This is a genomic window from Nocardioides sp., from assembly GCF_031397825.1.
Taxonomy (GTDB): Bacteria; Actinomycetota; Actinomycetes; order Propionibacteriales; family Nocardioidaceae; genus Nocardioides.
The window spans coordinates 25,321-46,343 of the sequence record NZ_JANNML010000031.1 but is presented as its reverse complement, the minus strand read 5'-3'; the positions used below and the strand labels follow the sequence as shown (position 1 = coordinate 46,343).

Annotated in this window: 22 protein-coding genes; 8 read left to right on the top strand and 14 right to left on the bottom strand. The window is 73.2% G+C overall.

The window, feature by feature from the left end; all coding sequences use genetic code 11:
- Positions 1-1,038: sodium/proton-translocating pyrophosphatase (locus RMN98_RS02465; protein WP_309647218.1), on the bottom strand; the 1,038-nt coding region annotated here is incomplete at its 3' end.
- A 183-nt stretch (positions 1,039-1,221) separates the two neighbouring features.
- On the bottom strand, positions 1,222-1,554 hold the full coding sequence (locus RMN98_RS02460; RefSeq protein ID WP_091111217.1) for an STAS domain-containing protein: 333 nt from the start codon (positions 1,552-1,554) through the stop codon (positions 1,222-1,224).
- A gap of 202 nt (positions 1,555-1,756) precedes the next feature.
- Between RMN98_RS02460 and RMN98_RS02455 the strand changes: the two genes are divergently transcribed.
- Positions 1,757-4,084 (top strand): DEAD/DEAH box helicase, encoded by a 2,328-nt coding sequence (locus RMN98_RS02455; protein WP_309647217.1) that lies wholly within the window; start codon positions 1,757-1,759, stop codon positions 4,082-4,084.
- Positions 4,085-4,138: 54 nt separating this feature from the next.
- Complete coding sequence (locus RMN98_RS02450) at positions 4,139-4,456, top strand: hypothetical protein (protein WP_309647216.1); 318 nt, start codon at positions 4,139-4,141, stop codon at positions 4,454-4,456.
- Here RMN98_RS02450 and RMN98_RS02445 read toward each other — a convergent pair.
- The 7 genes from RMN98_RS02445 to ssd form a co-directional block, all read right to left on the bottom strand.
- Entirely contained in the window at positions 4,450-4,824 is a 375-nt protein-coding gene (locus RMN98_RS02445) for an Rv3654c family TadE-like protein (RefSeq protein WP_309647215.1), read from the bottom strand. The two genes, RMN98_RS02450 and RMN98_RS02445, sit on opposite strands and share 7 nt — an antisense overlap.
- Positions 4,825-4,847: 23 nt before the next feature.
- Complete coding sequence (locus tag RMN98_RS02440) at positions 4,848-5,216, bottom strand: pilus assembly protein (RefSeq protein WP_309647214.1); 369 nt, start codon at positions 5,214-5,216, stop codon at positions 4,848-4,850.
- On the bottom strand, positions 5,213-5,449 hold the full coding sequence (locus RMN98_RS02435) for a DUF4244 domain-containing protein (RefSeq protein ID WP_309647213.1): 237 nt from the start codon (positions 5,447-5,449) through the stop codon (positions 5,213-5,215). The genes RMN98_RS02440 and RMN98_RS02435 overlap by 4 nt, the downstream gene beginning before the upstream one ends.
- A 147-nt stretch (positions 5,450-5,596) precedes the next feature.
- Positions 5,597-6,313: a type II secretion system F family protein gene (locus RMN98_RS02430; RefSeq protein WP_309647212.1), complete on the bottom strand. Its 717-nt coding sequence runs from the start codon at positions 6,311-6,313 to the stop codon at positions 5,597-5,599.
- The gene (locus RMN98_RS02425) at positions 6,310-7,116 is read right to left on the bottom strand and encodes a type II secretion system F family protein (protein WP_309647211.1); all 807 of its coding nucleotides are present in this window, start codon (positions 7,114-7,116) and stop codon (positions 6,310-6,312) included. The genes RMN98_RS02430 and RMN98_RS02425 overlap by 4 nt, the downstream gene beginning before the upstream one ends.
- Positions 7,113-8,273, bottom strand: coding sequence for a TadA family conjugal transfer-associated ATPase (locus tag RMN98_RS02420; RefSeq protein ID WP_309647210.1), 1,161 nt, complete (start codon positions 8,271-8,273; stop codon positions 7,113-7,115). The genes RMN98_RS02425 and RMN98_RS02420 overlap by 4 nt, the downstream gene beginning before the upstream one ends.
- Complete coding sequence (gene ssd, locus RMN98_RS02415; RefSeq protein ID WP_309647209.1) at positions 8,270-9,316, bottom strand: septum site-determining protein Ssd; 1,047 nt, start codon at positions 9,314-9,316, stop codon at positions 8,270-8,272. The genes RMN98_RS02420 and ssd overlap by 4 nt, the downstream gene beginning before the upstream one ends.
- 125 nt (positions 9,317-9,441) lie before the next feature.
- Between ssd and RMN98_RS02410 the strand changes: the two genes are divergently transcribed.
- A complete protein-coding gene (locus RMN98_RS02410; RefSeq protein ID WP_309647208.1) occupies positions 9,442-10,236 on the top strand; it encodes an HAD family hydrolase in 795 nt (264 codons plus the stop codon).
- Positions 10,237-10,527: 291 nt separating this feature from the next.
- On the opposite strand, the gene RMN98_RS02405 is transcribed toward RMN98_RS02410, so the two are convergent.
- A complete protein-coding gene (locus RMN98_RS02405) occupies positions 10,528-11,253 on the bottom strand; it encodes an oxidoreductase (RefSeq protein ID WP_309647207.1) in 726 nt (241 codons plus the stop codon).
- A 33-nt stretch (positions 11,254-11,286) separates the two neighbouring features.
- Between RMN98_RS02405 and RMN98_RS02400 the strand changes: the two genes are divergently transcribed.
- The 5 genes from RMN98_RS02400 to RMN98_RS02380 are packed head-to-tail and all read left to right on the top strand — an operon-like array spanning position 11,287 to position 15,977.
- The gene (locus RMN98_RS02400; RefSeq protein WP_309647206.1) at positions 11,287-12,141 is read left to right on the top strand and encodes a methyltransferase domain-containing protein; all 855 of its coding nucleotides are present in this window, start codon (positions 11,287-11,289) and stop codon (positions 12,139-12,141) included.
- Positions 12,142-12,183: 42 nt separating this feature from the next.
- Positions 12,184-13,296 (top strand): histidine kinase, encoded by a 1,113-nt coding sequence (locus RMN98_RS02395; RefSeq protein ID WP_309647205.1) that lies wholly within the window; start codon positions 12,184-12,186, stop codon positions 13,294-13,296.
- Positions 13,297-13,306: 10 nt separating this feature from the next.
- Complete coding sequence (locus tag RMN98_RS02390) at positions 13,307-14,056, top strand: LytTR family DNA-binding domain-containing protein (protein ID WP_309647204.1); 750 nt, start codon at positions 13,307-13,309, stop codon at positions 14,054-14,056.
- A gap of 18 nt (positions 14,057-14,074) precedes the next feature.
- Positions 14,075-14,449: a hypothetical protein gene (locus tag RMN98_RS02385; protein WP_309647203.1), complete on the top strand. Its 375-nt coding sequence runs from the start codon at positions 14,075-14,077 to the stop codon at positions 14,447-14,449.
- Between the two features lies 1 nt (position 14,450).
- The gene (locus RMN98_RS02380) at positions 14,451-15,977 is read left to right on the top strand and encodes a cation acetate symporter (protein ID WP_309647202.1); all 1,527 of its coding nucleotides are present in this window, start codon (positions 14,451-14,453) and stop codon (positions 15,975-15,977) included.
- Positions 15,978-16,178: 201 nt separating this feature from the next.
- On the opposite strand, the gene RMN98_RS02375 is transcribed toward RMN98_RS02380, so the two are convergent.
- The 4 genes from RMN98_RS02375 to nirB are packed head-to-tail and all read right to left on the bottom strand — an operon-like array spanning position 16,179 to position 20,984.
- The gene (locus RMN98_RS02375; RefSeq protein ID WP_309647201.1) at positions 16,179-16,874 is read right to left on the bottom strand and encodes a sirohydrochlorin chelatase; all 696 of its coding nucleotides are present in this window, start codon (positions 16,872-16,874) and stop codon (positions 16,179-16,181) included.
- The gene (locus tag RMN98_RS02370) at positions 16,871-18,001 is read right to left on the bottom strand and encodes a uroporphyrinogen-III synthase (RefSeq protein WP_309647219.1); all 1,131 of its coding nucleotides are present in this window, start codon (positions 17,999-18,001) and stop codon (positions 16,871-16,873) included. The genes RMN98_RS02375 and RMN98_RS02370 overlap by 4 nt, the downstream gene beginning before the upstream one ends.
- Positions 17,989-18,363, bottom strand: a complete 375-nt coding sequence (gene nirD / locus RMN98_RS02365; protein WP_309647200.1) for a nitrite reductase small subunit NirD — start codon at positions 18,361-18,363, stop codon at positions 17,989-17,991. The genes RMN98_RS02370 and nirD overlap by 13 nt, the downstream gene beginning before the upstream one ends.
- Positions 18,360-20,984 carry a nitrite reductase large subunit NirB gene (gene nirB, locus RMN98_RS02360; RefSeq protein ID WP_309647199.1) on the bottom strand — a complete coding sequence of 875 codons (2,625 nt, stop codon included), beginning with the start codon at positions 20,982-20,984 and terminating at the stop codon, positions 18,360-18,362. Before nirB ends, nirD begins: the two co-directional genes overlap by 4 nt.
- Positions 20,985-21,023 lie beyond the last annotated feature (39 nt).

The following is a 21,023-nucleotide window of genomic DNA, read 5'->3' as shown; positions in this document are numbered from 1 at the left end:
TGCGCCGGAGATCAGCTCGAGGGTGTTGGTGCCGAGGCCCTCGAATTCGGCGAAGCTGGTCGGCAGGTAGACGAACGACAGGAGCACGCACGCGACCGCGGAGATGCCGGCGGAGAGGTAGAACGCCTTGTTGATCGTGGTGAGACCACTCTCGCCGACCTTGGGTCGGGTCAGGTAGACACCCGCGACGGCGGTGAGCGCGCCGATGGCCGGGATGAGCAGGGGGTAGACCAGGCCCTTGTCGCCGAACGCCTGCGACCCGAGGATGAGCGCGGCGACCAGCGTGACGGCGTACGACTCGAAGAGGTCGGCCGCCATGCCGGCGCAGTCACCGACGTTGTCGCCCACGTTGTCGGCGATGGTCGCCGCGTTGCGCGGGTCGTCCTCGGGGATGCCCTGCTCGACCTTGCCGACCAGGTCGGCCCCGACGTCGGCGGCCTTGGTGAAGATGCCGCCGCCGACACGCATGAACATGGCCAGCAGCGCGGCACCGAAGCCGAAGCCCTCGAGGACGTCGGGTGCCTGGTCCCGGAAGAGCAGGACGACGATGCTGGCGCCCAGCAGGCCGAGGCCCACGGTGAGCATGCCGACCATGGCACCGGTGCGCAGGCCGATCGTCATGGCCGGCTCGCGGCCACCCGGCTCGTTGGCCGCCGCGGCGACCCGGACGTTGGCGCGCACGGCGAGGTTCATGCCGAGGTAGCCGACGGCGGCGGAGAAGCCGGCCCCGGCCAGGAAGAAGATCGAGCGGCCGATCCGGACCGACATCTCGTCCGCGGGGAGCGCCAGCAGTGCGAAGAACGCGATGGCGGCGAAGATCGCCAGCGTCCTGAACTGCCGCGTCAGGTAGGCGTTGGCGCCCTCCTGGATGGCTTGGGCGATGTTCTGCATGTTGGCGGTGCCTTCACCGGCAGCAAGGACTTCCTGGCGGAACATGAACGCCATCGCGAGCGCGCCGAGCGCGATCAGGGCGACGACGATGACCAGGACGAGATTGCCGCCGGAGAGGTCCACGACAGCGGGAGTGATCCCGGCCATGTGCGTCCTCCTGCGAGATGAGTGCGAGCCAGAGTGTGGCTCAGGTCACGGAACGAGCCGGAGTCTACGCACGCCTTCAGCTCAGCAGGGCAGGAGGTGTGACCCACGCCACGTCGGCGTGTCGCCGGACCGGGGCATGGCGAAGCGCCCGGCACCTGACGGTGACGGGCGGCGCGGGGGCACTCAGGCCAGGGCGGCCTCGGCCGACTCGTGGATCACGAACACCTTGGCGAGACCGGTGATCCGGAAGATCTTGAGCAACCGGTCCTGGTTGCAGATGAGCTGCAACGAGCCGTCGTGCGCGCGCACCTTCTTGAGCCCACCGACCAGGACACCGAGGCCCGTCGAGTCGAGGAACTCCACGGCCTCCATGTCGATCACCAGGTCGTAGACGCCCTCGGCGACCAGCTCGGTGATGCGGTCACGCAGCTTGGGCGCCGTGTAGACGTCGATCTCCCCGCCGACGGCCACGATGGTGCGACCACCGACCTCGCGCGTGTCAAGAGTCAGGTCCACGTTCTCTCCCATGAGGCGGTCATCAGTTCCGAGGTCCAGGCTCCCACCGCACACCTGGACTGGAATATGAAACCACGCCCGCCGCTCACCTGCACAAAGAAGTAAAGAGTATGGCGCGGCACGGGGGTTTCAGACCGGCTCTCACCGAGTCCCGCTGAGGCGCCCGGGCTTCGATGTCGGTCGTCCCTGAGAGAGTTGACGGATGACGTCGACGGCCTCCTCCCGCGCTCGCCGCGGATCCGAGACCCTACGACGCCTGGCCGCAGTGCCCGGCCGCGAGGACCGGCTGACCCACCTCGAGACCCTCCCGGCGCGAGCAGCCGTGCACGCGCCGTGGCCGTCGTGGGTCGCCGACGACGTGCGCGCGGCCCTCCTGGCGCGTGGGCTGGACCAGCCCTGGCGCCATCAGGTGGAGGCGGCCGACGCCGCGCACGCCGGGCAGCACGTCGTCCTCTCGACCGGCACCGCGTCGGGCAAGTCGCTGGCCTACCAGCTGCCCGCCCTCACCGCGATCCGCGACGGTCGCGGGAGCCGGGGCCAGCGCGGCGCGACCGTGCTCTACCTCGCACCGACCAAGGCCCTGGCGCAGGACCAGCTCTCCGGGCTCACCTCCCTGGGGCTCGACGTACGCGTCACGACGCACGACGGCGACAGCAGCCACGACCTGCGCGACTGGGCACGCGACCACGGCGAATACGTGCTGACCAACCCCGACATGCTGCACCGCTCGCTGCTGCCGGGCCATGCACGGTGGGCGGCGTTCCTCGGCTCCCTGCGCTACGTCGTCGTCGACGAGTGCCATCACTACCGCGGGGTCTTCGGGGCCCACGTCAGCCAGGTGCTGCGACGGCTGCGGCGGGTGTGCGCCCACTACGGCGCCCACCCGACCTTCGTGCTGGCCTCCGCCACGGTCGCCGAGCCCGAGACGGCCGCCGGTCGGCTCACCGGGCTGCCGGTCACAGCCGTCACCGAGGACTGCTCGCCACGGGGCGAGGTGTCGCTCGCGCTGTGGGAGCCGCCCTTCACGTCCTACGCCGGCGAGAACGGCGCGCCCGTGCGGCGCGCCGCCTCCTCCGAGACCGCCGACCTGCTGGCCGACCTGGTCGCCGAGGACGTGCGCACGCTGGCCTTCATCAAGTCGCGCCGCGGCGCCGAGCAGGTGGCGATGACCGCAGCCGGCCTGCTCGCGGAGGTGGACCCGTCCCTGCCCGGCCGGGTCGCTGCCTACCGCGGTGGCTACCTGCCCGAGGAACGCCGCGCGATCGAGCACGCACTGCGCGACGGCTCGTTGATCGGTCTGGCCGCCACCAACGCCCTCGAGCTCGGCATCGACATCAGCGGTCTCGACGCGGTGCTGATGGCCGGCTTCCCCGGCACCCGCGCCGGGCTCTGGCAGCAGGTCGGCCGCGCCGGTCGGGAGGCCCAGGACGCCCTCGGCATCCTGGTCGCCCGCGACGACCCGCTCGACACCTACCTCGTGCACCACCCCGACGCGTTGTTCGGGCAGCCGGTCGAGGCCACGGTCTTCGACCCTGACAACCCCTACGTCCTCGGCCCCCACCTGTGCGCGGCCGCCCAGGAGATCCCGCTCACCGATGCCGACCTCCCCCTCTTCGGCGACACCGCCGCGGACGTCGTCGCGGGCCTGGTCGCCGCGGGTCTGCTGCGCCGCCGACCGCGAGGCTGGTTCTGGACCGACCGTCGGCGTGCGGCAGACCTCACCGACATCCGCTCCGCCGGCGGGTCCCCGATCCAGCTGGTGGAGTCGGAGACGGGTCGCGTGATCGGCACCGTCGACGGCGGACGGGCGCACAGCGAGGCCCACGAGGGCGCGGTCTACGTCCACCGGGGCGAGACCTGGCTGGTCGAGACGCTCGACCTCGACGAGCACGTCGCGGTGATGAGCCGCGCCGATCCGGGCTACTCCACCTCGGCGCGCGAGATCACCGACATCTCCATCGTGGCCGAGCGCTCGCACGAGGCCTGGGGTCGCTGCCGGTTGTCCTTCGGTGAGGTCGACGTCTCGCACCAGGTCGTGTCCTACCTCAAGCGCCGTCAACCCAGTGGCGAGGTGATCGGCGAGGAGCTGCTCGACCTGCCCGAGCGGGCGCTGCGCACCAGCGCGGTGTGGTGGACGGTGCCCGACGACCTGCTCATCGGCGCCGGCCTCGCGACCGCCGACGTGCCCGGCTCCGCACACGCCGCCGAGCACTGCTCCATCGGGCTGCTCCCACTCTTCGCGACCTGCGACCGCTGGGACATCGGCGGGGTCTCCACCGCCCTGCACGGCGACACGGGGATGCTGACGGTCTTCGTCTACGACGGCCATCCCGGTGGCGCCGGCTTCGCCGAGCGTGGCTTCGCCGCCGCCCGCGCCTGGCTGGGCGCGACGCGCGAGACCATCGCGTCCTGCGCGTGCACCGAGGGTTGCCCGTCCTGCATCCAGTCGCCCAAGTGCGGCAACCAGAACAACCCGCTCGACAAGGTCGGCGCCCTCCGTCTCCTCGACGTGCTGCTCGGACACGCTTGACCATGCGCCCGTCCCGGAGGCGCGCGGGCGCCGGATCCGAGTAGCCTCAGCACCATGTTCATCCTGGGGTTGCTCCTCGTAGCCGGTGGCGCGCTGCTCGTCGTCGCTGCCGTGTTCACTGCCGAGACCACGGTCGGTCAGATCGAGCTGCTCGGCACCGAGGTCGGCGCGCTGACGCTGTTCCTGCTCGGTGTCGGCGCCGGCGTCGCCGTCCTGTGGGGCCTGGCCATCTCGAAGTTCGGTGCGAAGCGCTCGCTGGCCAAGCGTCGCGAGGCCAAGAAGATCGACGAGCTCTCCGAGAAGCTCGAGCACGCGGAGGCCGAGCGCCGCCGCGACATCGACGAGAACGACCCGGACCGCCGGCCCTACTGACGACCCACACTCGCGGGACCCGCTCTGGCCGGCCCGGCCCGTGCGCGTCCGTGAAGGTCGGCGTCCTGACCGAGCCACCGTGGCCCGGTGACCGACACGTCGACCAGGACGTCACGGTCGATGACCGCACACGCGGTGAGGCTGGCGCCGTTGCCGGCGGCCACGTCGGCCGCCGTGGCGCACGGATCGCGGCCACGCTGGAGCGCGGTGGCCCCGGCGATCGCCGCCAGGTCGGCGGCGGCCTGGGCCGTGCGGTGCGCCACCACCAGCGCGGCGACCACGCCCAGCGCCGAGCCCAGGAGCAGCAGCAACCCGGCGAGGGCGACGACCAGCAACGTGACGGCACCGCGGGCATCGCGTCGAGGCACGGACCCGGCGCGCCGGCAGCGCGTCACGGTGCCTCCCCCTCGTCGAGGGTGACCGCCTCGGCACTGACCCGGACCTCGGGCAGGAAGTCGAAGAGCCCACCGGGCCCGGCGACCGCGCCGGTCACCACCGCCACCACACGCCCGTCCTGCCGGGTCACCGTGACCGAGCTGCCGTCGGGTGCCACCTGCTGCCCGCGGCTGACCGCCTCGGACGTCTCGTCCCCCCGGGCGACGCTGCGGGCGGTCTCGCGGGCCGCGTCGACGACGCGCACCTGGGCCGCGCCGACGGCGAGCAGCCAGACCAGGCCGACCGTCACCGCCACGAGGATCGGCAGCGTGAGGGCCAGCTCGGCCGTGACGGCGCCTCGCTCACGTCGGACGGCACGGGTCATCCGATGCCCAGCAGGCCGAGGACGTGGTCGAAGAGGGTCTTGAGCATCTTGTCGCCGAAGCCCCCGGTGAGCAGCTTGTAGAGGAGGCCGGCCAGGCCGGCACCGGCGGCCGTGCCGACGGCGTACTCGGCCGTGGTGATGCCCTGCTCCGACCGGAGCACCAACGCCCTCCGACCGGGGCGACGAGAGCGGCGAGAGCGGCGAGCGCGGAGGGTCGGGGGGGTCGCGGTCATGGTGGTCTCCTTCGGGTCTGGCGTGGCCACCGGACGTGGCCGCGCAGGACGAGACTGCGCCGCGGCGGGGACATCCGCGTCCTGCCTCCGACGCTCCTGTGGGCAGCGCGGTCGGGAGCTCGCCTGTGGACGGCTGGTGGCCGGCGGTCACCATCGGAACGAGCTCATCAGGCCGGCGACCAAGGGCACGATGCCGATCAGCAGGAAGGCCGGCAGCAGGCACAGGCCCAGCGGCACCGCCGCCTTGACGCCCACGGCACGGGCCCGGTCCTCGACGTCACCGCGGGCCTCCCGGGCCAGCTGGTCCGAGAGCCGCTCCACGGCGGTGACGACGGAGGCACCGGTCTCGTGGGAGCGCGACAGCGCCCGCCCGAGCGGGGCCAGACCGGGCTCCTGCGCGAGCTGGGACCACACCTCGGCAGGGTCGGCCCCCAGCTCCAGCCGGGCCACCGAGCGGTCGAGCCGCGTGGTGGCCGGACCGGGCAGCGCACGGCAGACCAGTCGCGCCGCCTCCGCGGGCGCCACGCCGGCCCGCAGGGCTGCGGCGAGCAGGGTCACGACGTGCGGCAGCTCGCGGCGCGTGGCCTCGCGGTCGCGGCGCGCCTGTGGTGACTCGGCCCGCCCGATGACGACCTGCGCGACGACCGTCACGACGACGCCACCGACCAGGCCCGGCGTCCCTCCGACGAACAGCCACGCACCGAGGCCCGCGAGCAGCGCCAGCAGCCAGCGGTGCCGACGCATCCGGCCACCGTCGTCCGGGACCGGGCGGCCGGGCCCAGGCACCGGTCGCTCCCAGCGTGGTCCGGCCGGCAGCAGCAGCGCTGTCGCCAGCGCGACCGCCAGCGCGCTCAGCCAGCTCATCGGGCCCGCTCCACGCCGCGGGCGATCGCCTCGATCCACCACAGGCCGGCGAAGCCGAAGGCCAACCCCGCGGCGAGGCACGCGAGCCCGACCGGGTGCCCGAGGAGGAAGCCCCACGGGTCGCCGCCGGCACCGGAGCCCATCGCCAGCGCGAGCAGTGGCAGGGCCGCAACGAGCCGAGACGTCGCTCGGGCCGAGGCGAGCTCCCCGTCGACGATCCGCCGGGTGGCGTGGGCGGCGCGGAGGTCCTGGGCCACCCGGTCGATGGCGTCGGCGAGCCCCGCGCCCGTGCGGTGGGTCAGCTGCCACGCGGCCGCGACCAGCCGGAGGTCGGAGGTGCCGGCCTGCTGGGCGACCTCACGCAGCGCGGTGGGGACGTCGGAGCCGATCCTGTGGGCGGCGGCGACCGGCGCCAGCGCCGGCCAGGTCACCGCGGCCCGCTCCAGGGCGGCACCGGGCGGCTGGCCGGCACCCAGGTCGCCCGCCAGGTGCTCGCACAGCTCGAGGACCCGCTGGCCGGCGTCACGTCCGGCGAGCCGACGCGACCGGGCGCGCAGCAGGAGCCCCGCACCAACCACCACGGCCAGTGCGAGCAGCGCGAGCACCAGGGCGGTCCCGGACGCCAGCCAGAGCGTGACCGCGCCCGGCGCCACCAGCCCACGCCACCGCAGCAGGTCACGGGGCCCCGACGCCGGCCGCACGGCAGGGGATACCGGCTGCGGCGCTGGCCCAGGCGGCGGTGCCGACACGAGCCACACGGCCAGCACCGCGGCACCGACCGTGAGCGTGGCCGCGAGGGTCACGGCGCGCGGACCGTGAGGAGGTCGACCAGCCTGTCCTCAGCAGGTCCCGCGACGGTCGAGCCGTCGGCGGCGATGTCGACGGCCGCGCTCATGATGACGAGACCGGCGCGGTCACGCACCGGCACCGCGACCTGGGCGAGCCGCCGACGACCCTCGCGACCACGCACGAGGTGGAGGACCACGTCGACGGCGGACGCGAGCTGGCTGTGCGCCGCCTCGCGCCCGAGGCCGGCGGCGAGGGCGAGCGACTCGACCCGCGAGGGCACGTCGAGCGCCGAGTTGGCGTGCAGGGTGCCGCAGCCTCCCTCGTGTCCGGTGTTCATCGCGGCGAGCAGGTCGACGACCTCCCCGCCGCGCACCTCTCCCACGACCAGCCGGTCGGGGCGCATGCGCAGCGCCTGGCGCACGAGGGTGCGCAGGTCGATCCCGCCCGAGCCCTCGACGTTGGCCGGTCGAGCCTCGAGCCCCACGAGGTGCGGGTGGTCGGGGCGGAGCTCGGAGGAGTCCTCGACCAGGACCAGCCGCTCGTGGGCCGGGACGCGCGACAGCAGTGCCGCGAGGAGGGTCGTCTTGCCCGTGCCTGTGCCTCCGCTGACGAGGAACGCCAACCGGGACTGGACGATCGCGTCCACCAAGCGGCCCGACTGCTCGGTCAGGAAGCCCGTCGCGACGAGCTCCTCGAGGGTGAACACCCGCCGGCGTGGGACCCGCAACGAGATGACGGTGCCCGGGCGGGAGACCGGGGCCAGCACCGCGTGGCAGCGGGTGCCATCGGCCAGGCGGAGGTCGACGTAGGGCGTCGCGTCGTCGAGCCGGCGTCCACCGGCGCCGGCGAGTCGCTGGGCGAGGCGCCGGACGGCCTCGTCGTCGGGAAAGCGCACGTCGGTGTCCTCGAGCCCGGCTCCCCGGTCGACGAACACCTGGTCGGGTCCGTTGACGAGGACGTCGGTGACCCCCGGCAGCCGCAGCAGCGGCTCCAGCGGGCCGGCCCCGACGACGTCACGGCGCAGGCTCTCGTAGACCTCCAGGACCGTGGCGTCCCCCACCGGGCGGCCGGTCGCCCGGAGCGCCTCAGCGACCCGGTGGGGCGTGAGGTCGCCGGGGGCGCGGGCCAGGCGGTCGCGGACCTGCTCGACCGCTCCGGCTGGGAGTGTCACGCCGCCTGACCCATCACGGTCACGCGTTGCAGCACCCCGGTGGCGGCCCGACCGAGCGGCCCGCGACGCGAGCGGATCGGCCCGAGCCCGAGGTCGATGGCCTCGGCCAGCCCCCGCTGGTCGCTCATCTCGGCGACGACCGGCACCCCGGTCGCCCGGCTGACGTCGCGTGCCGCCAGGCCCTGGCCACGCAGGACCAGCCGCAGCTGGGGTGGCGCACCGAAGCGGGCGCAGGTGCGCGCCGCGGCCGCGACCCCGGCCACGCTGGGCACCACGAGCATCAGCACCAGGTCGCAGCGCGAGACGATCTCGTCGACCACCGGCTGGGGCGAGCGCGGGAGGTCGAGGACGACTGCGTCGTGGCCACGGCCCGCGGCCGATAGCGCCTCACGTACGGCGAAGGGCTGGAGGGTGCCGGCGGAGCCGGAGTACCACGAGAGGACACCGAGGGCGCCGCGACGAGGCAGCGCCTCGCGCAGGGCCCGACCGCTGAGCCGGCCGGTCGTCTGGCACAGCGCATCCCAGCGGAAGCCGTCGTAGGCCTCGACGCCCAGCACCCGGTCGACCCCGGGACCCAGGGGGTCGCAGTCGATCACCACCGCCGGGCCCCGCTCCGCCGCCATCTGGCCCAGCGCGCAGGCGAAGGTGGTGGCGCCGGCACCGCCCGAGCCCCCGACGACGCCCAGCACGATGCCCCGCGACGGGGTGTCGTCACCGAGGTCGGTGAGGGTCTCGATCAACCAGGTGTCCGAGCGCGGCAGCTCCGTGACGTCCTCGGCGCCGACGGCGAGCGCGGTGCGGAAGAGCTCGTCGGGGACGCCGCCCCATGCCACGACGTGGACGCCCGGCCGGCGGGCGGGCGAGATGTGGGCCATCTCCACGGCCAGGTCGGCCCCCAGCAGCACCAGGGGCGCTCCGCTCCACCCGCGCAGGGCCGCGGCGCAGTCGCGCGCGACGTCCGGCGTGATGCCGGCGGCGGCAGCGAGCCGCAGGAGCTCGTCGAGCAGGGTCTCGTCTCGGGTCACGAACATGGGTGCAGTCATGACCAGGAGCGTCCCCTGGAGGACGGACAACCCAACCCCTGTTGGGCGGAGCCTGTGGAGGAGCCGGCCCGGCCGGGAGCCTGTGGATGCCAGGTGGCGCGTGGAGCGCCCCCTACGATGGACGCATGGCGCCGACCGCGGCCTTCTTCGACCTCGACAAGACGATCATCGCCAAGTCGAGCACCTTCGCCTTCTCCCGCCCCTTCCAGGCCGGAGGGCTGATCTCGCGACGCGCCGTGCTGCGCTCGGCCTACGCCCAGTTCGTCTACCTCGTCGGTGGCGCCGACCACGACCAGATGGAGAAGATGCGGCAGTTCATGTCGCAGCTGTGCGCCGGCTGGGACGTCGCCACCGTGCGCGAGATCGTCGCCGAGACCCTGCACCACGTGGTCGACCCGCTGGTCTACGACGAGGCGGTCTCCCTCATCGAGGAGCACCGGGCCGCCGGGCTCGACATCGTCATCGTCTCTGCCTCCGGCAGCGAGCTCGTCGACCCGATCGGCGAGCTGCTCGGCGCCGACCGCGTCGTGGCGTCGCGCCTGGAGATCGTGGACGGCAAGTACACCGGCGAGATCTCCTACTACGCCTACGCGGAGGTCAAGGCGGAGGCGATCCGCGAGCTCGCCGAGGAGAGGGGCTACGACCTGGCCGAGTGCTTCGCCTACAGCGACTCGATCACGGACGTGCCGATGCTCGAGGTCGTCGGGCACCCGCGAGCGGTCAACCCCGACCGCGAGCTGCGCAAGGTGGCCGCCGCCAACGGCTGGCCCGTGCTGGTCTTCACCAAGCCCGTGGCCCTCGGCAACGGCCTGCGCCTGCCCCCGGCGAAGCCCACCCTGGCCGTGCTCGCGGTCGGTGGCGCGGCCGCGGTCGGCAGCGTCCTGTGGGTCAACGCACGCAAGCGTCGCCTCGGCGCCTGAGTGCCGTCGTACGACGTCAGGAAGCCACGCCCACCTCGTCCCCAGGCCAAATGTCAACCCTTGTAGGGCTGGGCAAAGCGGCGTAGAACAGGGGAGAAGGACAACTCAAGAGCAGCACGTGAGCCGGGTACCCACGCGGCGATCTCCCTTCCTACAGGGCGCTGTCTTCCGGGACATTCCCGGAGCAGCAGTTGGCGATGCACGCTTGGTAGCCAAGCGCCCACGTGTCAGCGGTGGCGTTCGAGTCCAGTGAGATTCGGGCGCCACCTGCACGTGCGCTCGAGACTCCGCTCAGTCCGCCGCCCGCCGCAACGGGCTCGCCTCGGCGCCGGCGGCGAACGCCTCGGCGCCGTAGAGGATCCATGCGTGCATGCCGGCCGCGCCGCCCTCGGCGTAGCCGCGCAGGTTCGACTCGTACGCCGGGCGGAGCGCCAGGTGCCCGGCTTCCGGCACGACCAGCGACTTCTCGTCGACGCCGCGGGAGAGGAGCAGCAGCCGCTCCGCAGCGCGCGCCACGATGCCGTTGTGGGAGGGGAAGGGGGCTGCGGTGATGAGCTCGGCGTGGATCAGCGAGGCCACGAGCAGCGCGGGCGCGTCGGTCGGGCGGGTGAGCAGCGCGCAGATGTCGCGCAGCCGCGCCGAGGACTCGTCGTCGCGGGGCCGGCCGCGGCGGTCGTCGGGCAACGAGGCCGCAGCGAGCGCGTGCAGCCGGGCCAGCGCCTGGAGCGGCGAGCGGGCCATCAGCGGGGCGAGGGAGAGGAGCTCGGTCGAGACCCGCAGGGAGTCCTGGGCGATGTCGTCGCCGGCACCCTCGCGCACCTGCGCCAGGGTGGAGGACGACCCCTCGAGCACCGCGCTGGCCTGCGCCCCACGCAGCAGCGACTCGGCCGTGGTCTCGGGCGAGGTTCGTCGCAGGCCGCGGTCGCGCAGCATCACGTCGATGCCGTCGCGGGCGGCGGCATAGGCGGACGGGACGCCTTCGAGAGACACCAGCCACGCAAGGGGATCGGAAGCCACGGTCGAAGGCTATCCGCGGGTAACCTCGACCTGATGACCGACCGACCCTCCCGCTCCGGCAGCGCCGCCCGATCCTTCGGCAGCGTGGCCGACGTCTACGACCGCGGCCGCCCGTCCTACACCCGCGACGCCGTCGCCTGGGCAACCTCCGCCGAGCCCCTCACGGTGCTCGAGCTCGGAGCCGGCACGGGCAAGCTGACCGGGCAGCTGGTGGGCTTGGGCCACGACGTGCACGCCACCGACCCGGACGTCGCGATGCTCGACGTGCTCCGCGCACGGCTGCCCGAGGTGCGCACGTCGGTGACCGGGGCCGAGGACATCCCCGCGCCCGACCGCTCCTACGACGTCGTGGTCGCCGCGCAGGCCTTCCACTGGTTCGACCACGAGCGGGCGCTGCCCGAGATCGCCCGCGTGCTGAAGCCGGGCGGTCACCTCGCGGTCGTCTTCAACGCCCGCGACGAGCGGATCCCGTGGGTCAAGAAGCTGGGGCGCATCATCGCCACCCCGCCGTCCGAGCAGAACTCCCTGGCGGTGCTGGTCGCAGCCACGCAGTTCGACCAGCCGACGGTGGAGAGCTTCAAGAACTGGCAGACCGTCGACCGGCACTCCATCCAGGACCTCGTCGCCTCCAGGTCCGACGTCATCGGCCTCGACGAGGAGGCCCGCGCGGCCAAGCTCGCCGAGGTGCTCGCGCTCTACGACGACTACGGCCGCGGCATGGACGGGATGCAGCTGCCCTACCTGACCCGCTGCCTGCGCGCCCAGGTCCTCGACCGTCCCGAGACACCCGGGCTCGACCTGGAGGGCCAGGACCAGGGGGAGGACACCGTGCCGATCCCACCGCCCACCGACGACGACAGCGGGATGCTGCTCATCGACTTCCGCTGAGGAGATGCCTGCGGGGTCGCCGGGTGGTGCACGATGACCCCCATGCGCGCGTGGCGGCGGACCCACCTCGGCACGGAGGCCGATCGAGCGACCTTCCGGACGCTCCACAGCGCCTCCCTGGCCTCACCCGCCCTGCGCCGGGGGCTGACGGCCGAGTCGGCCGAGCGCTCGATCCGGCACCTGCGCTCCCTGCTCGGGACCCCCGCGATGGCGCTGACCGACACCGCGACGGCGCTGGCCTGGGACGGCACGGGTGCCCACCACCGCAACCAGACCGACGCGCTGGTGACCGCCACGTTGGAGCGCGGCGCCACCCGGGTCTTCGACCGGCCTGACCTGACCTGTGGTGACAGCGGCTGCCCGATCCGCACCGCGGTGGTGAGCCCGCTGGTCGTCGAGGAGCGCATCGTCGGCACCCTCCAGGCCTTCGCGCCCTACTCCACCGCCGGGCTGGCACGGGCCGCCGACGAGGTCGCGACCTGGGTGTCGGGGCAGCTCGAGCTCGCCGAGCTCGACGCGTCGCGCACCCGGGCGATCGAGGCCGAGGTCCGGGCGCTGCGGGCGCAGATCAGCCCGCACTTCATCTACAACTCGCTCGGCGCGATCGCAAGCTTCGTGCGCACCGACCCCGATCGGGCCCGCGACCTGCTGCTGGAGTTCGCCGACTTCACCCGCTACTCCTTCCGCAGCCACGGCGACTTCACGACGCTCGCGGAGGAGCTCCGCTCCGTGGAGCGCTACCTGCTGCTGGAGCAGGCCCGCTTCGGTGATCGGCTCACCGTGACGCTCAGCATCGCGCCGGAGGTGCTGCCGGTCGCCGTACCGTTCCTGTGCATCCAGCCCCTCGTCGAGAACGCCGTGCGCCACGGCCTGGCCAACGTCGAGGGTGCCGGTCACGTGCGGATCGTCGCGCTCGACCGCGGGCAGGAGTGCGTGATCGAGGTCGAGGACGACGGCGTCGGCGAGGACCCCGAGCGCGTACGACGAGCCCTGGCCGGTGACGCCGCCCTCGACTCGGTCGGGCTCGGCAACGTCGACAGCCGGTTGCGCAACACGTTCGGTGACGACTTCGGCCTCGTGGTGGAGACTGCCCCCGGCGCCGGCACCAAGGTGATCGTGCGCGTCCCGAAGTTCGCCCCCGGAGTCCAGGCATGAGCGTGCAGCGATGAGCCCCACCACCGACCTCAAGGTGCTCGTCGTCGACGACGAGCGGCCGGCTCTCGACGAGCTCGCCTACCTGCTGGCCCGGGATCCGCGCATCGGCGAGGTGATCACCTGCGACTCGGCGGCCGAGGGCCTGCGCACCTTGCACGAGCTCGACGTCGACGTGGTGTTCCTCGACATCCAGATGCCCGGCCTGACCGGGCTCGAGCTGGCCCAGGTGCTCTCACGCTTCAAGACCCCGCCGCCGATCGTGTTCGTGACCGCCCACGAGGCCCACGCGGTCGACGCCTTCGACCTGCGCGCGGTCGACTACGTCCTCAAGCCGGTGCGCGCCGACCGCCTCGCCGAGGCCGTACGACGCGTGGTCGAGGGCAGCGAGCGGGCTCCCGCTCCGGCGCAGAGCACCCAGATCCCGGTCGAGCGTGGCGGCGTGACCCGGTTCGTCGACCGGGCCGACGTGACGCACGTGGAGGCGCAGGGTGACTACGCCCGGCTGCACACGGCCGAGGGCTCCCACCTGGTCCGGGTGGCGCTGTCGACGCTCGAGGAGGAGTGGCGCGTCGCCGGCTTCGTGCGGATCCACCGCTCGCTGCTGGTGTCCCTCGCCCACGTCCGCGAGGTGCGCATGGATGCCGGGCGCTGCTCGGTCGTCGTGAGCGGTCCCGGTCCTGGCGGGCTGGCCGAGCTCGTGGTCAGTCGCCGGCACACGCGCGAGCTGCGTGACCTGCTGCTGAAGCGGGCCGGCGGATGAGAGCGCGGTGAGAACGCCGTGACCGAGGGACCCCGGCCCGAGCGGGTCCGGGTGACCGGTCCGCCGCGGCGCCACGCCCCCCGCACCCGCACGGGCGACATCGACGACGAGACCCGGCTGGGCTCGGTCTACCTCGGCTCGCTGCTGCGCGAGCAGCTGCGCCTCGCGGCCCGGACGATCCTGGTGCTGGTCGTGACGGTCGGGTCGCTGCCGCTCGCCTTCCGGGTCGTGCCCGGGCTCTCCGACGTCACGCTGCTCGGGATCCCGCTGGCCTGGCTGCTGTTGGGCGGCCTGGTCTACCCGTTCCTGGTGCTGCTGGGCTGGCGCTACGTCCGTCGTGCCGAGCGCAACGAGCGCGACTTCGCGGACCTGCTGGGCGAGATCGAGCGCTGAGATGAGCACCGAGACCGTCACCGGCCTGGTCGCCGTGGTGCTCGTGACCCTGGCGACGCTGCTGATCGGCACGTGGGGGCTGCGCTTCTCGCGCACCACCAGCGACTTCTTCGTCGCCTCCCGGTCGGTGCGCCCGGCGCTCAACGCCTCGGCCATCGGGGGTGAGTACCTCTCCGCCGCGTCCTTCCTCGGCGTCGCCGGCCTGGTGCTGACCTTCGGCGCCGACATGCTCTGGTACCCCATCGGCTGGACGGCCGGCTACCTCCTCCTCCTCGTCCTGGTCGCCGCGCCGCTACGCCGCAGCGGGGCCTACACGCTCCCCGACTTCGCCGAGGCCCGCCTGGGCTCACGCCGGGTCCGCGCCACCTGCTCGGTGATGGTGGTGGCGATCGGCTGGCACTACCAGCTTCCGCAGTTCCACGGCGCGGGCCTCACCATCCGAGCCGCGATCGGGGCCCCCACCTGGGTGGGCCCCGTCATCGTCGGCGCGGTCGTCCTCGCCAACGTCACCTCCGGCGGGATGCGCAGCATCACCTTCGTCCAGGCCTTCCAGTACTGGCTCAAGCTCACCGCACTCCTCCTCCCCCTCGTGGTGCTGATCATCGTGTGGGTCGGCGACGGCACGCCCGGCAGCCGGATGCCGGCCGACGACTCGTGGTCCGTGCCGCTCGCCAGCGGCGGCTCCGAGGGCCTCTACCTCACCTACTCGCTGATCATCGCCACGTTCCTCGGCACGATGGGCCTGCCGCACGTGGTCGTGCGCTTCTACACCAACCCCGACGGTCGCGCCGCCCGTCGCACGACGCTGGTGGTCCTCGTGCTGCTGGGCATCTTCTACGTCCTGCCACCGGTCTACGGCGCGCTCGGTCGCGTGTACGCCGGCGAGCTGGCCGCGTCGGGCCGCTCCGACGTGCTGGTGCTCGAGCTCCCCCGGCTGATGGTCCCGGGGATCGGCGGCGAGCTGCTCGCGGGACTGGTGACCGCGGGGGCGTTCGCCGCGTTCCTCTCCACCTCGTCGGGCCTGGCGATCGCCGTCGCGGGCGTGATCAGCCAGGACGTGACGGGCCGCTCGCTCACGGTGCTCGGCGGGCGACGTCTCTCGGGCGTCGCCGCGTTCCGGCTCGCTGCCGTCGTCGCGGTCCTGGTGCCGTTGACGATCGCGCTGGCCGTGCCGAGCATCGGGGTCGCCCGCGCGGTCGGTCTCGCCTTCGCGGTCGCGGCCTCCACCTTCTGTCCCCTGCTGCTGCTGGGCATCTGGTGGCGCGGGCTGACCGATGTCGGGGCTGTGAGCGGCATGCTGGCCGGCGGCCTGGGCTCCGGTGCCGGGGTGATGTGGACGCTCCTGGAGGGATCCGCGACCGGGTGGCCCGTCGTACTCCTCGAGCAGCCCGCTGCCTGGAGCGTGCCCCTCGCCTTCGCGGTGATGATCGTGGTGTCGAAGGTGACCGCGAGCCGGGTCCCAGCGCACACCCGGCGCTTCATGGTGCGGCTGCACACCCCCGAGGCGCTGGACCTCGACCGGGGGTGATGCCGCTCGGGCCGCGCGGCGTGGTCGGGTCGTGTGCCGGAGACGGCGGCTCAGCGCTGCGAGCGGCACACGACCGGTGGCGCGTCCGGATGCGGCTGTCTCGGTGCTCGCGTCGTGTGCCGGAGACCGCGGCCCGGCGCTGCGAGCGGCACACGACCGGCTGACGACGGCGACGGCGACCACGCGGACCGAACACCGACCTCAGGCGGTCTGCCGCACGCTCTCCAGCGCACCGGTGCGCTGCACGACCAGGTCGACGACGAGCGGGTGCGGACCGATGACGTCGGCGACGACGGCTGCCCCGGCGGCGAGCGACTCGGAGCGGGCCCGGTCGGCGAAGAAGCCCGGCGAGAGGAGGTAGGGCGACACGACATCGCCGGCTCGCACCACCTCGGCAGGCCGACGACCCAGCGCCGACAGTGTCGCCACCTCGACCGGCGAGCCCCAGAGCCGACCCAGCAGCTCGGCGGCGCGGGTCAGGTCACGGGTGGCGAGGGGGTCCGACGAGCCGGCCGCCACGAGCACCAGCCTCCCGTCACCCGGCCGGGCGCCGACGCGTGCGAGCTGGTCCAGCTGGGCCTGCGCGACCAGCTGGTGGGGACCGAGCGGCCGGCCGAGGACGAGCGGCCCCGCGGCGCCGCCGGCCATGCGCGGCAGGTCCTGGCGCAGGTGGAAGCCGGTGGAGAGCAAGAGGGGTACGACGACCGTGGGGGTCGCGTCCGCCGCGACGACGTCCTCGAAGAGCGGCTCGGACAGCTCGACGTAGGAGCAGACCGCCTCCGTGCCGAGCGCGAGGCCGGCGGCGACCGTGATCTCGCGGGCGACCTCGTTGCCACCGCTCTTGCGGGTGCCGTGCGCGACGGTCACGAGCCGCGGGCGCAGACCGGCCTCGTTCACGTGCTCACCGCCAGTCGGTAGCCGCGCTTCACGACCGTCTGGATCATCCGCGTCCCGATCGCCGCCCGGAGTCGCGCGACCGCCATCTCCACGGCGTGCTCGGAGCCGGCGATGCCGGAGGGCAGCGCGGTGAGGAGCTCGCGACGGGACACGACATGACCGGGGTTGACCAGCAGCGCCTGGAGCACCGCCCAGGGTGCCGGCGAGAGCTTGACCTCGGCCCCGTCGAGGAGGATCTCGTCGCCGTGCAGCAGCAGCGTGTGACCGGCGACCTCCAAGCTGAGGCCGGACGAGCGCGACGGCAGCTCGGTCTCGAGCTGCTTGACCATCGCGACCAGCCGCGAGCGCTCGGGATAGATCGTCGGCACCCCCCACATCTCGAACGCGGCCGCCGTCACCGGCCCGACGCACGAGGCGATCACGTCGGCCTGGAACGCGCCCACGACCTCCTCGCGTCGCCCGGTCGACCCGGCGGCGTCCATCAGCGCGGCGACGGCCGGCGCGGAGGTGAAGGTGACCGCGTGCACGGCCCGGTCGGCGATCTCGTCGATCAGGTGGAACATCGGTTCGGGGTCCTCGGCCGCGACGACGCGGTAGACCGTCACGGTCGTCACGTCCGCACCCCGGCGGCGCAGCGCGTGGGCGACCATCGACAGCGACTGCCCGTGCTCCTGCACCACGATGCGCAGACCGGTGAGGTCACGCCCGCGCAGGTGCTCGAGCACGTCCTCGAACTCCTCCGACGCCGGCGACCACAGCTCGCGCAGGCCACGGCGACGCAGCGCGCCGACGCTCTTGGGCCCGCGGGCGAGGATCTCGGCCCGTCCCAGCGCGGCCAGGAGGTCGTCGAGGATGCCCCACGCCTCCGCCGCGGCGAACCAGCCCTTCATCCCGATGCCGGTCGTCGCCAGGAAGACGTCGATGGGGCGGCTCAGCACGTCGTCGGTGGCAGCGCGCAGCACCGCGTCGTCGACGTGGTTGGCGCCCAGCGACAGCGCGGGCGCCCAGACCGTGGTGGCTCCCCGACGCTCGAAGAGCTGGACCTGCTCCTCGACCTTGCGCGCGGCCGTGACCCCGATCCGGAAACCGGTCAGGGACGCCGTCGGGTTCTCGTCTAGCTGCTCGATCTCACGCCTCCCACCAGGACCTGGCCGTCATCGCCGACCAGCACGTCGTACGTCGTGACCCGCACCGCCGCGTCGTCGAGGCAGTGCCCGGTGCGCAGGTCGAACGCCTGCTTGTGCATCGGCGACGCCACGAACGGGACGTCCCCCCGTGTGCCGACGATGCCACGGGCCAGCACCGAGGCCCGTGAACAAGGATCGTAGTTGTCGAGCGCGAAGACCTCGTCGTCGTAGGTCCGGAAGACGGCCACCGCAGCCCCGCCGACCAGGGCGGCGACGCCCCCCTCGCGCTCGATCTGGTCGAGGCGGCACACCATGGTGTACGTCGTCGGGTCGCCGTCGGTGGTCGGGCTCGTCGTCGTCATCGGGCCACCGCCGCAGCTGCCGTGGGGGCACCGACCGGGATGGTCGCGCCGAGGACCACGGGACCGTCGGAGTCGGCCGGGGCGATCTGGTCGCGCTCCTCGCGGAAGGTGATGTGCGGGTCGGGCGTGCCGGGCGCGTTGACGAACGACACGAAGCGGGCCAGCTTGTCGGGGTCCTCGAGCGTGGCTTCCCACTCGTCGAAGTAGCCGTCGACGTGGGCGTCCATCGCCGCCTCGAGCTCGCTGCCGAGGCCGAGCGAGTCCTCGACGACCACCTCGCGGACCCGGTCGAGACCGCCGTCGAGGCCGTCGACCCAGGGGGCGGTGCGCTGGAGGCGGTCGGCGGTGCGGATGTAGTACATGAGGAACCGGTCGAGGTAGCGCACCAGCGTCTCGGTGTCGAGGTCACCGGCGAGGAGCCGGGCGTGCACCGGGCTGGCGCCGCCGTTGCCGGCGACGTACAGGTTCCACCCCTTCTCGGTCGCGATGACACCGAAGTCCTTGGAGCGCGCCTCGGCGCACTCGCGGGCGCAGCCGCTGACGCCGCCCTTGAGCTTGTGGGGCGAGCGCAGCCCGCGGTAGCGCTCCTCGAGCATGATCGCCAGCGACGTCGAGTCCTGCACGCCGTAGCGGCACCAGGTCGACCCGACGCACGACTTCACCGTGCGCAGCGACTTGCCGTAGGCGTGGCCCGACTCGAAGCCGGCGTCGACGAGCCGGCGCCAGATCAGCGGCAGCTCCTCCATGCGGGCGCCGAAGAGGTCGATCCGCTGTCCGCCGGTGATCTTGGTGTAGAGGTTGAAGTCGCGCGCGACCTCGCCGATCACGATCAGCTTCTCGGCGGTGATCTCGCCGCCGGGGATGCGCGGGACGACGGAGTAGGTGCCGTTCTTCTGGATGTTGGCGAGGTAGGCGTCGTTGGTGTCCTGGAGCGGCCGGTTGGCCGGGGCCAGGACGTGGCCGCCGAGCTGGGAGGCGAGCACCGAGGCGACGACCGGCTTGCAGATGTCGCAGCCGCGGCCGGTGCCGTGGGCCCCGATCACGTCGTCGAAGCGCGTGTAGCCGTGGACGGCGACCACGTCGAAGATCTCCTGGCGGGTCAGGCCGAAGTGCTCGCACAGGCTCCGGTCGACGATCAAGCCGTGCGAGGCGAAGTGGTCCTCCACGATCTTCTTCACCGTCGGCTTGCACGACCCGCAGGTGCTGCCGGCTCCCGAGCACCTCGTCACGCAGGTGGCGTCGCTGCACGGCTCGTCGTCGCGCTCGTCGTCGGTCGAGCCTGTCGAGACCCTGGCGAGGATCTCGCCCTTCGTCACGTTGTTGCAGGAGCAGACGACCGCCTCGTCGGGCAGGCCGATCTCCACCGCGCCCCGGCTGGCGGGGAGGATCAGGTCCTCCGGGTTGGCCGGCAGCTCGATGCCGCTCGTGCCGTCGGCGGCGACCATCGGGCGCAGGACGCCGTACGCCGAGGCGTCGCCGACGAGGATTCCGCCGAGAAGGATCGTGCCGTCCCCGTCGGGGTTCTGCTTCACGACGAGCTTCTTGTAGTGGCCTGCGACGGCGTCGGCGAAGACCAGCTCGAGCGCGCCCTCGGTGGTGCCGTGCGCGTCGCCGAAGGAGGCCACGTCGACGCCGAGGAGCTTGAGCTTGGTGGACATGTCGGCGCCGGTGAAGGCGCCGGGGCCGCCGAGCAGGGCGTCGACGACGACCTCGGCCATGGAGTAGCCGGGAGCGACCAGGCCGTACATCCGACCGGCCGGCGCCGCGCACTCGCCGATCGCCCAGACGTGCGCGTCGGAGGAGCGGCACTGCTCGTCGACCAGGACCCCGCCGCGCTCGGCGACGTCGAGACCGGCGGCACGGGCCAGGGCGTCACGGGGACGGATGCCGGCCGAGAACACGACGACCTCGGCGGCGATGGGCTCCTCGCCGCGCAGCGCGAGGCCGGTCACGTGGGTCTCGCCGAGGACGGCCTCCGTGGCCGCGCCGGTGTGCACCGTGAGCCCGAGCTTCTCGATGTGGCGGGTCAGCATCGCGCCACCGGCGTCGTCGACCTGCACCGCCATCAGCCGCGGCGCCATCTCGACCACATGGGTCTCCAGGCCGAGCTGGGCCAGGGCGTTGGCAGCCTCGAGGCCGAGGAGCCCACCCCCGACGACCGCGCCGACCGTCGCGCCGGCCGCGGCCTCCCGGATCGCCTCGAGGTCCTCGATCGTGCGGTAGACGAAGCAGCCGGGAAGGTCCTTGCCCGGGATCGGCGGCACGAACGGCGTGGCGCCGGTGGCCAGGACCAGCTCGTCGTAGTCGAGCACCTCGCCGTCGGCGAGCAGCACCGTGCGCGTCTCGGGGTCCAGCCCTGTGACCTCGGTGCCGGTGACCAGGCGCACCCGCGGGTCGTCGTACCGACCGCCGGGAAGGAGCGAGAGCTCCTCGGCGCCGACCTCGAAGAAGGAGGTGAGGGCGACGCGGTCGTAGGCCGGGCGGCACTCCTCGCCGACGACGACGACGTCGTAGGTCTCGGTCAGCCCGCGCTCGATCGCCGCCTGCACGAAGCGGTGGCCGACCATGCCGTGGCCGACGACGACCAGGGTCAGTCGCTTGTGGTCCGGGGTGGGGGTCATGGCGATCTCCTTGTGGGTGCTGCAATCAGGACGAGGGGG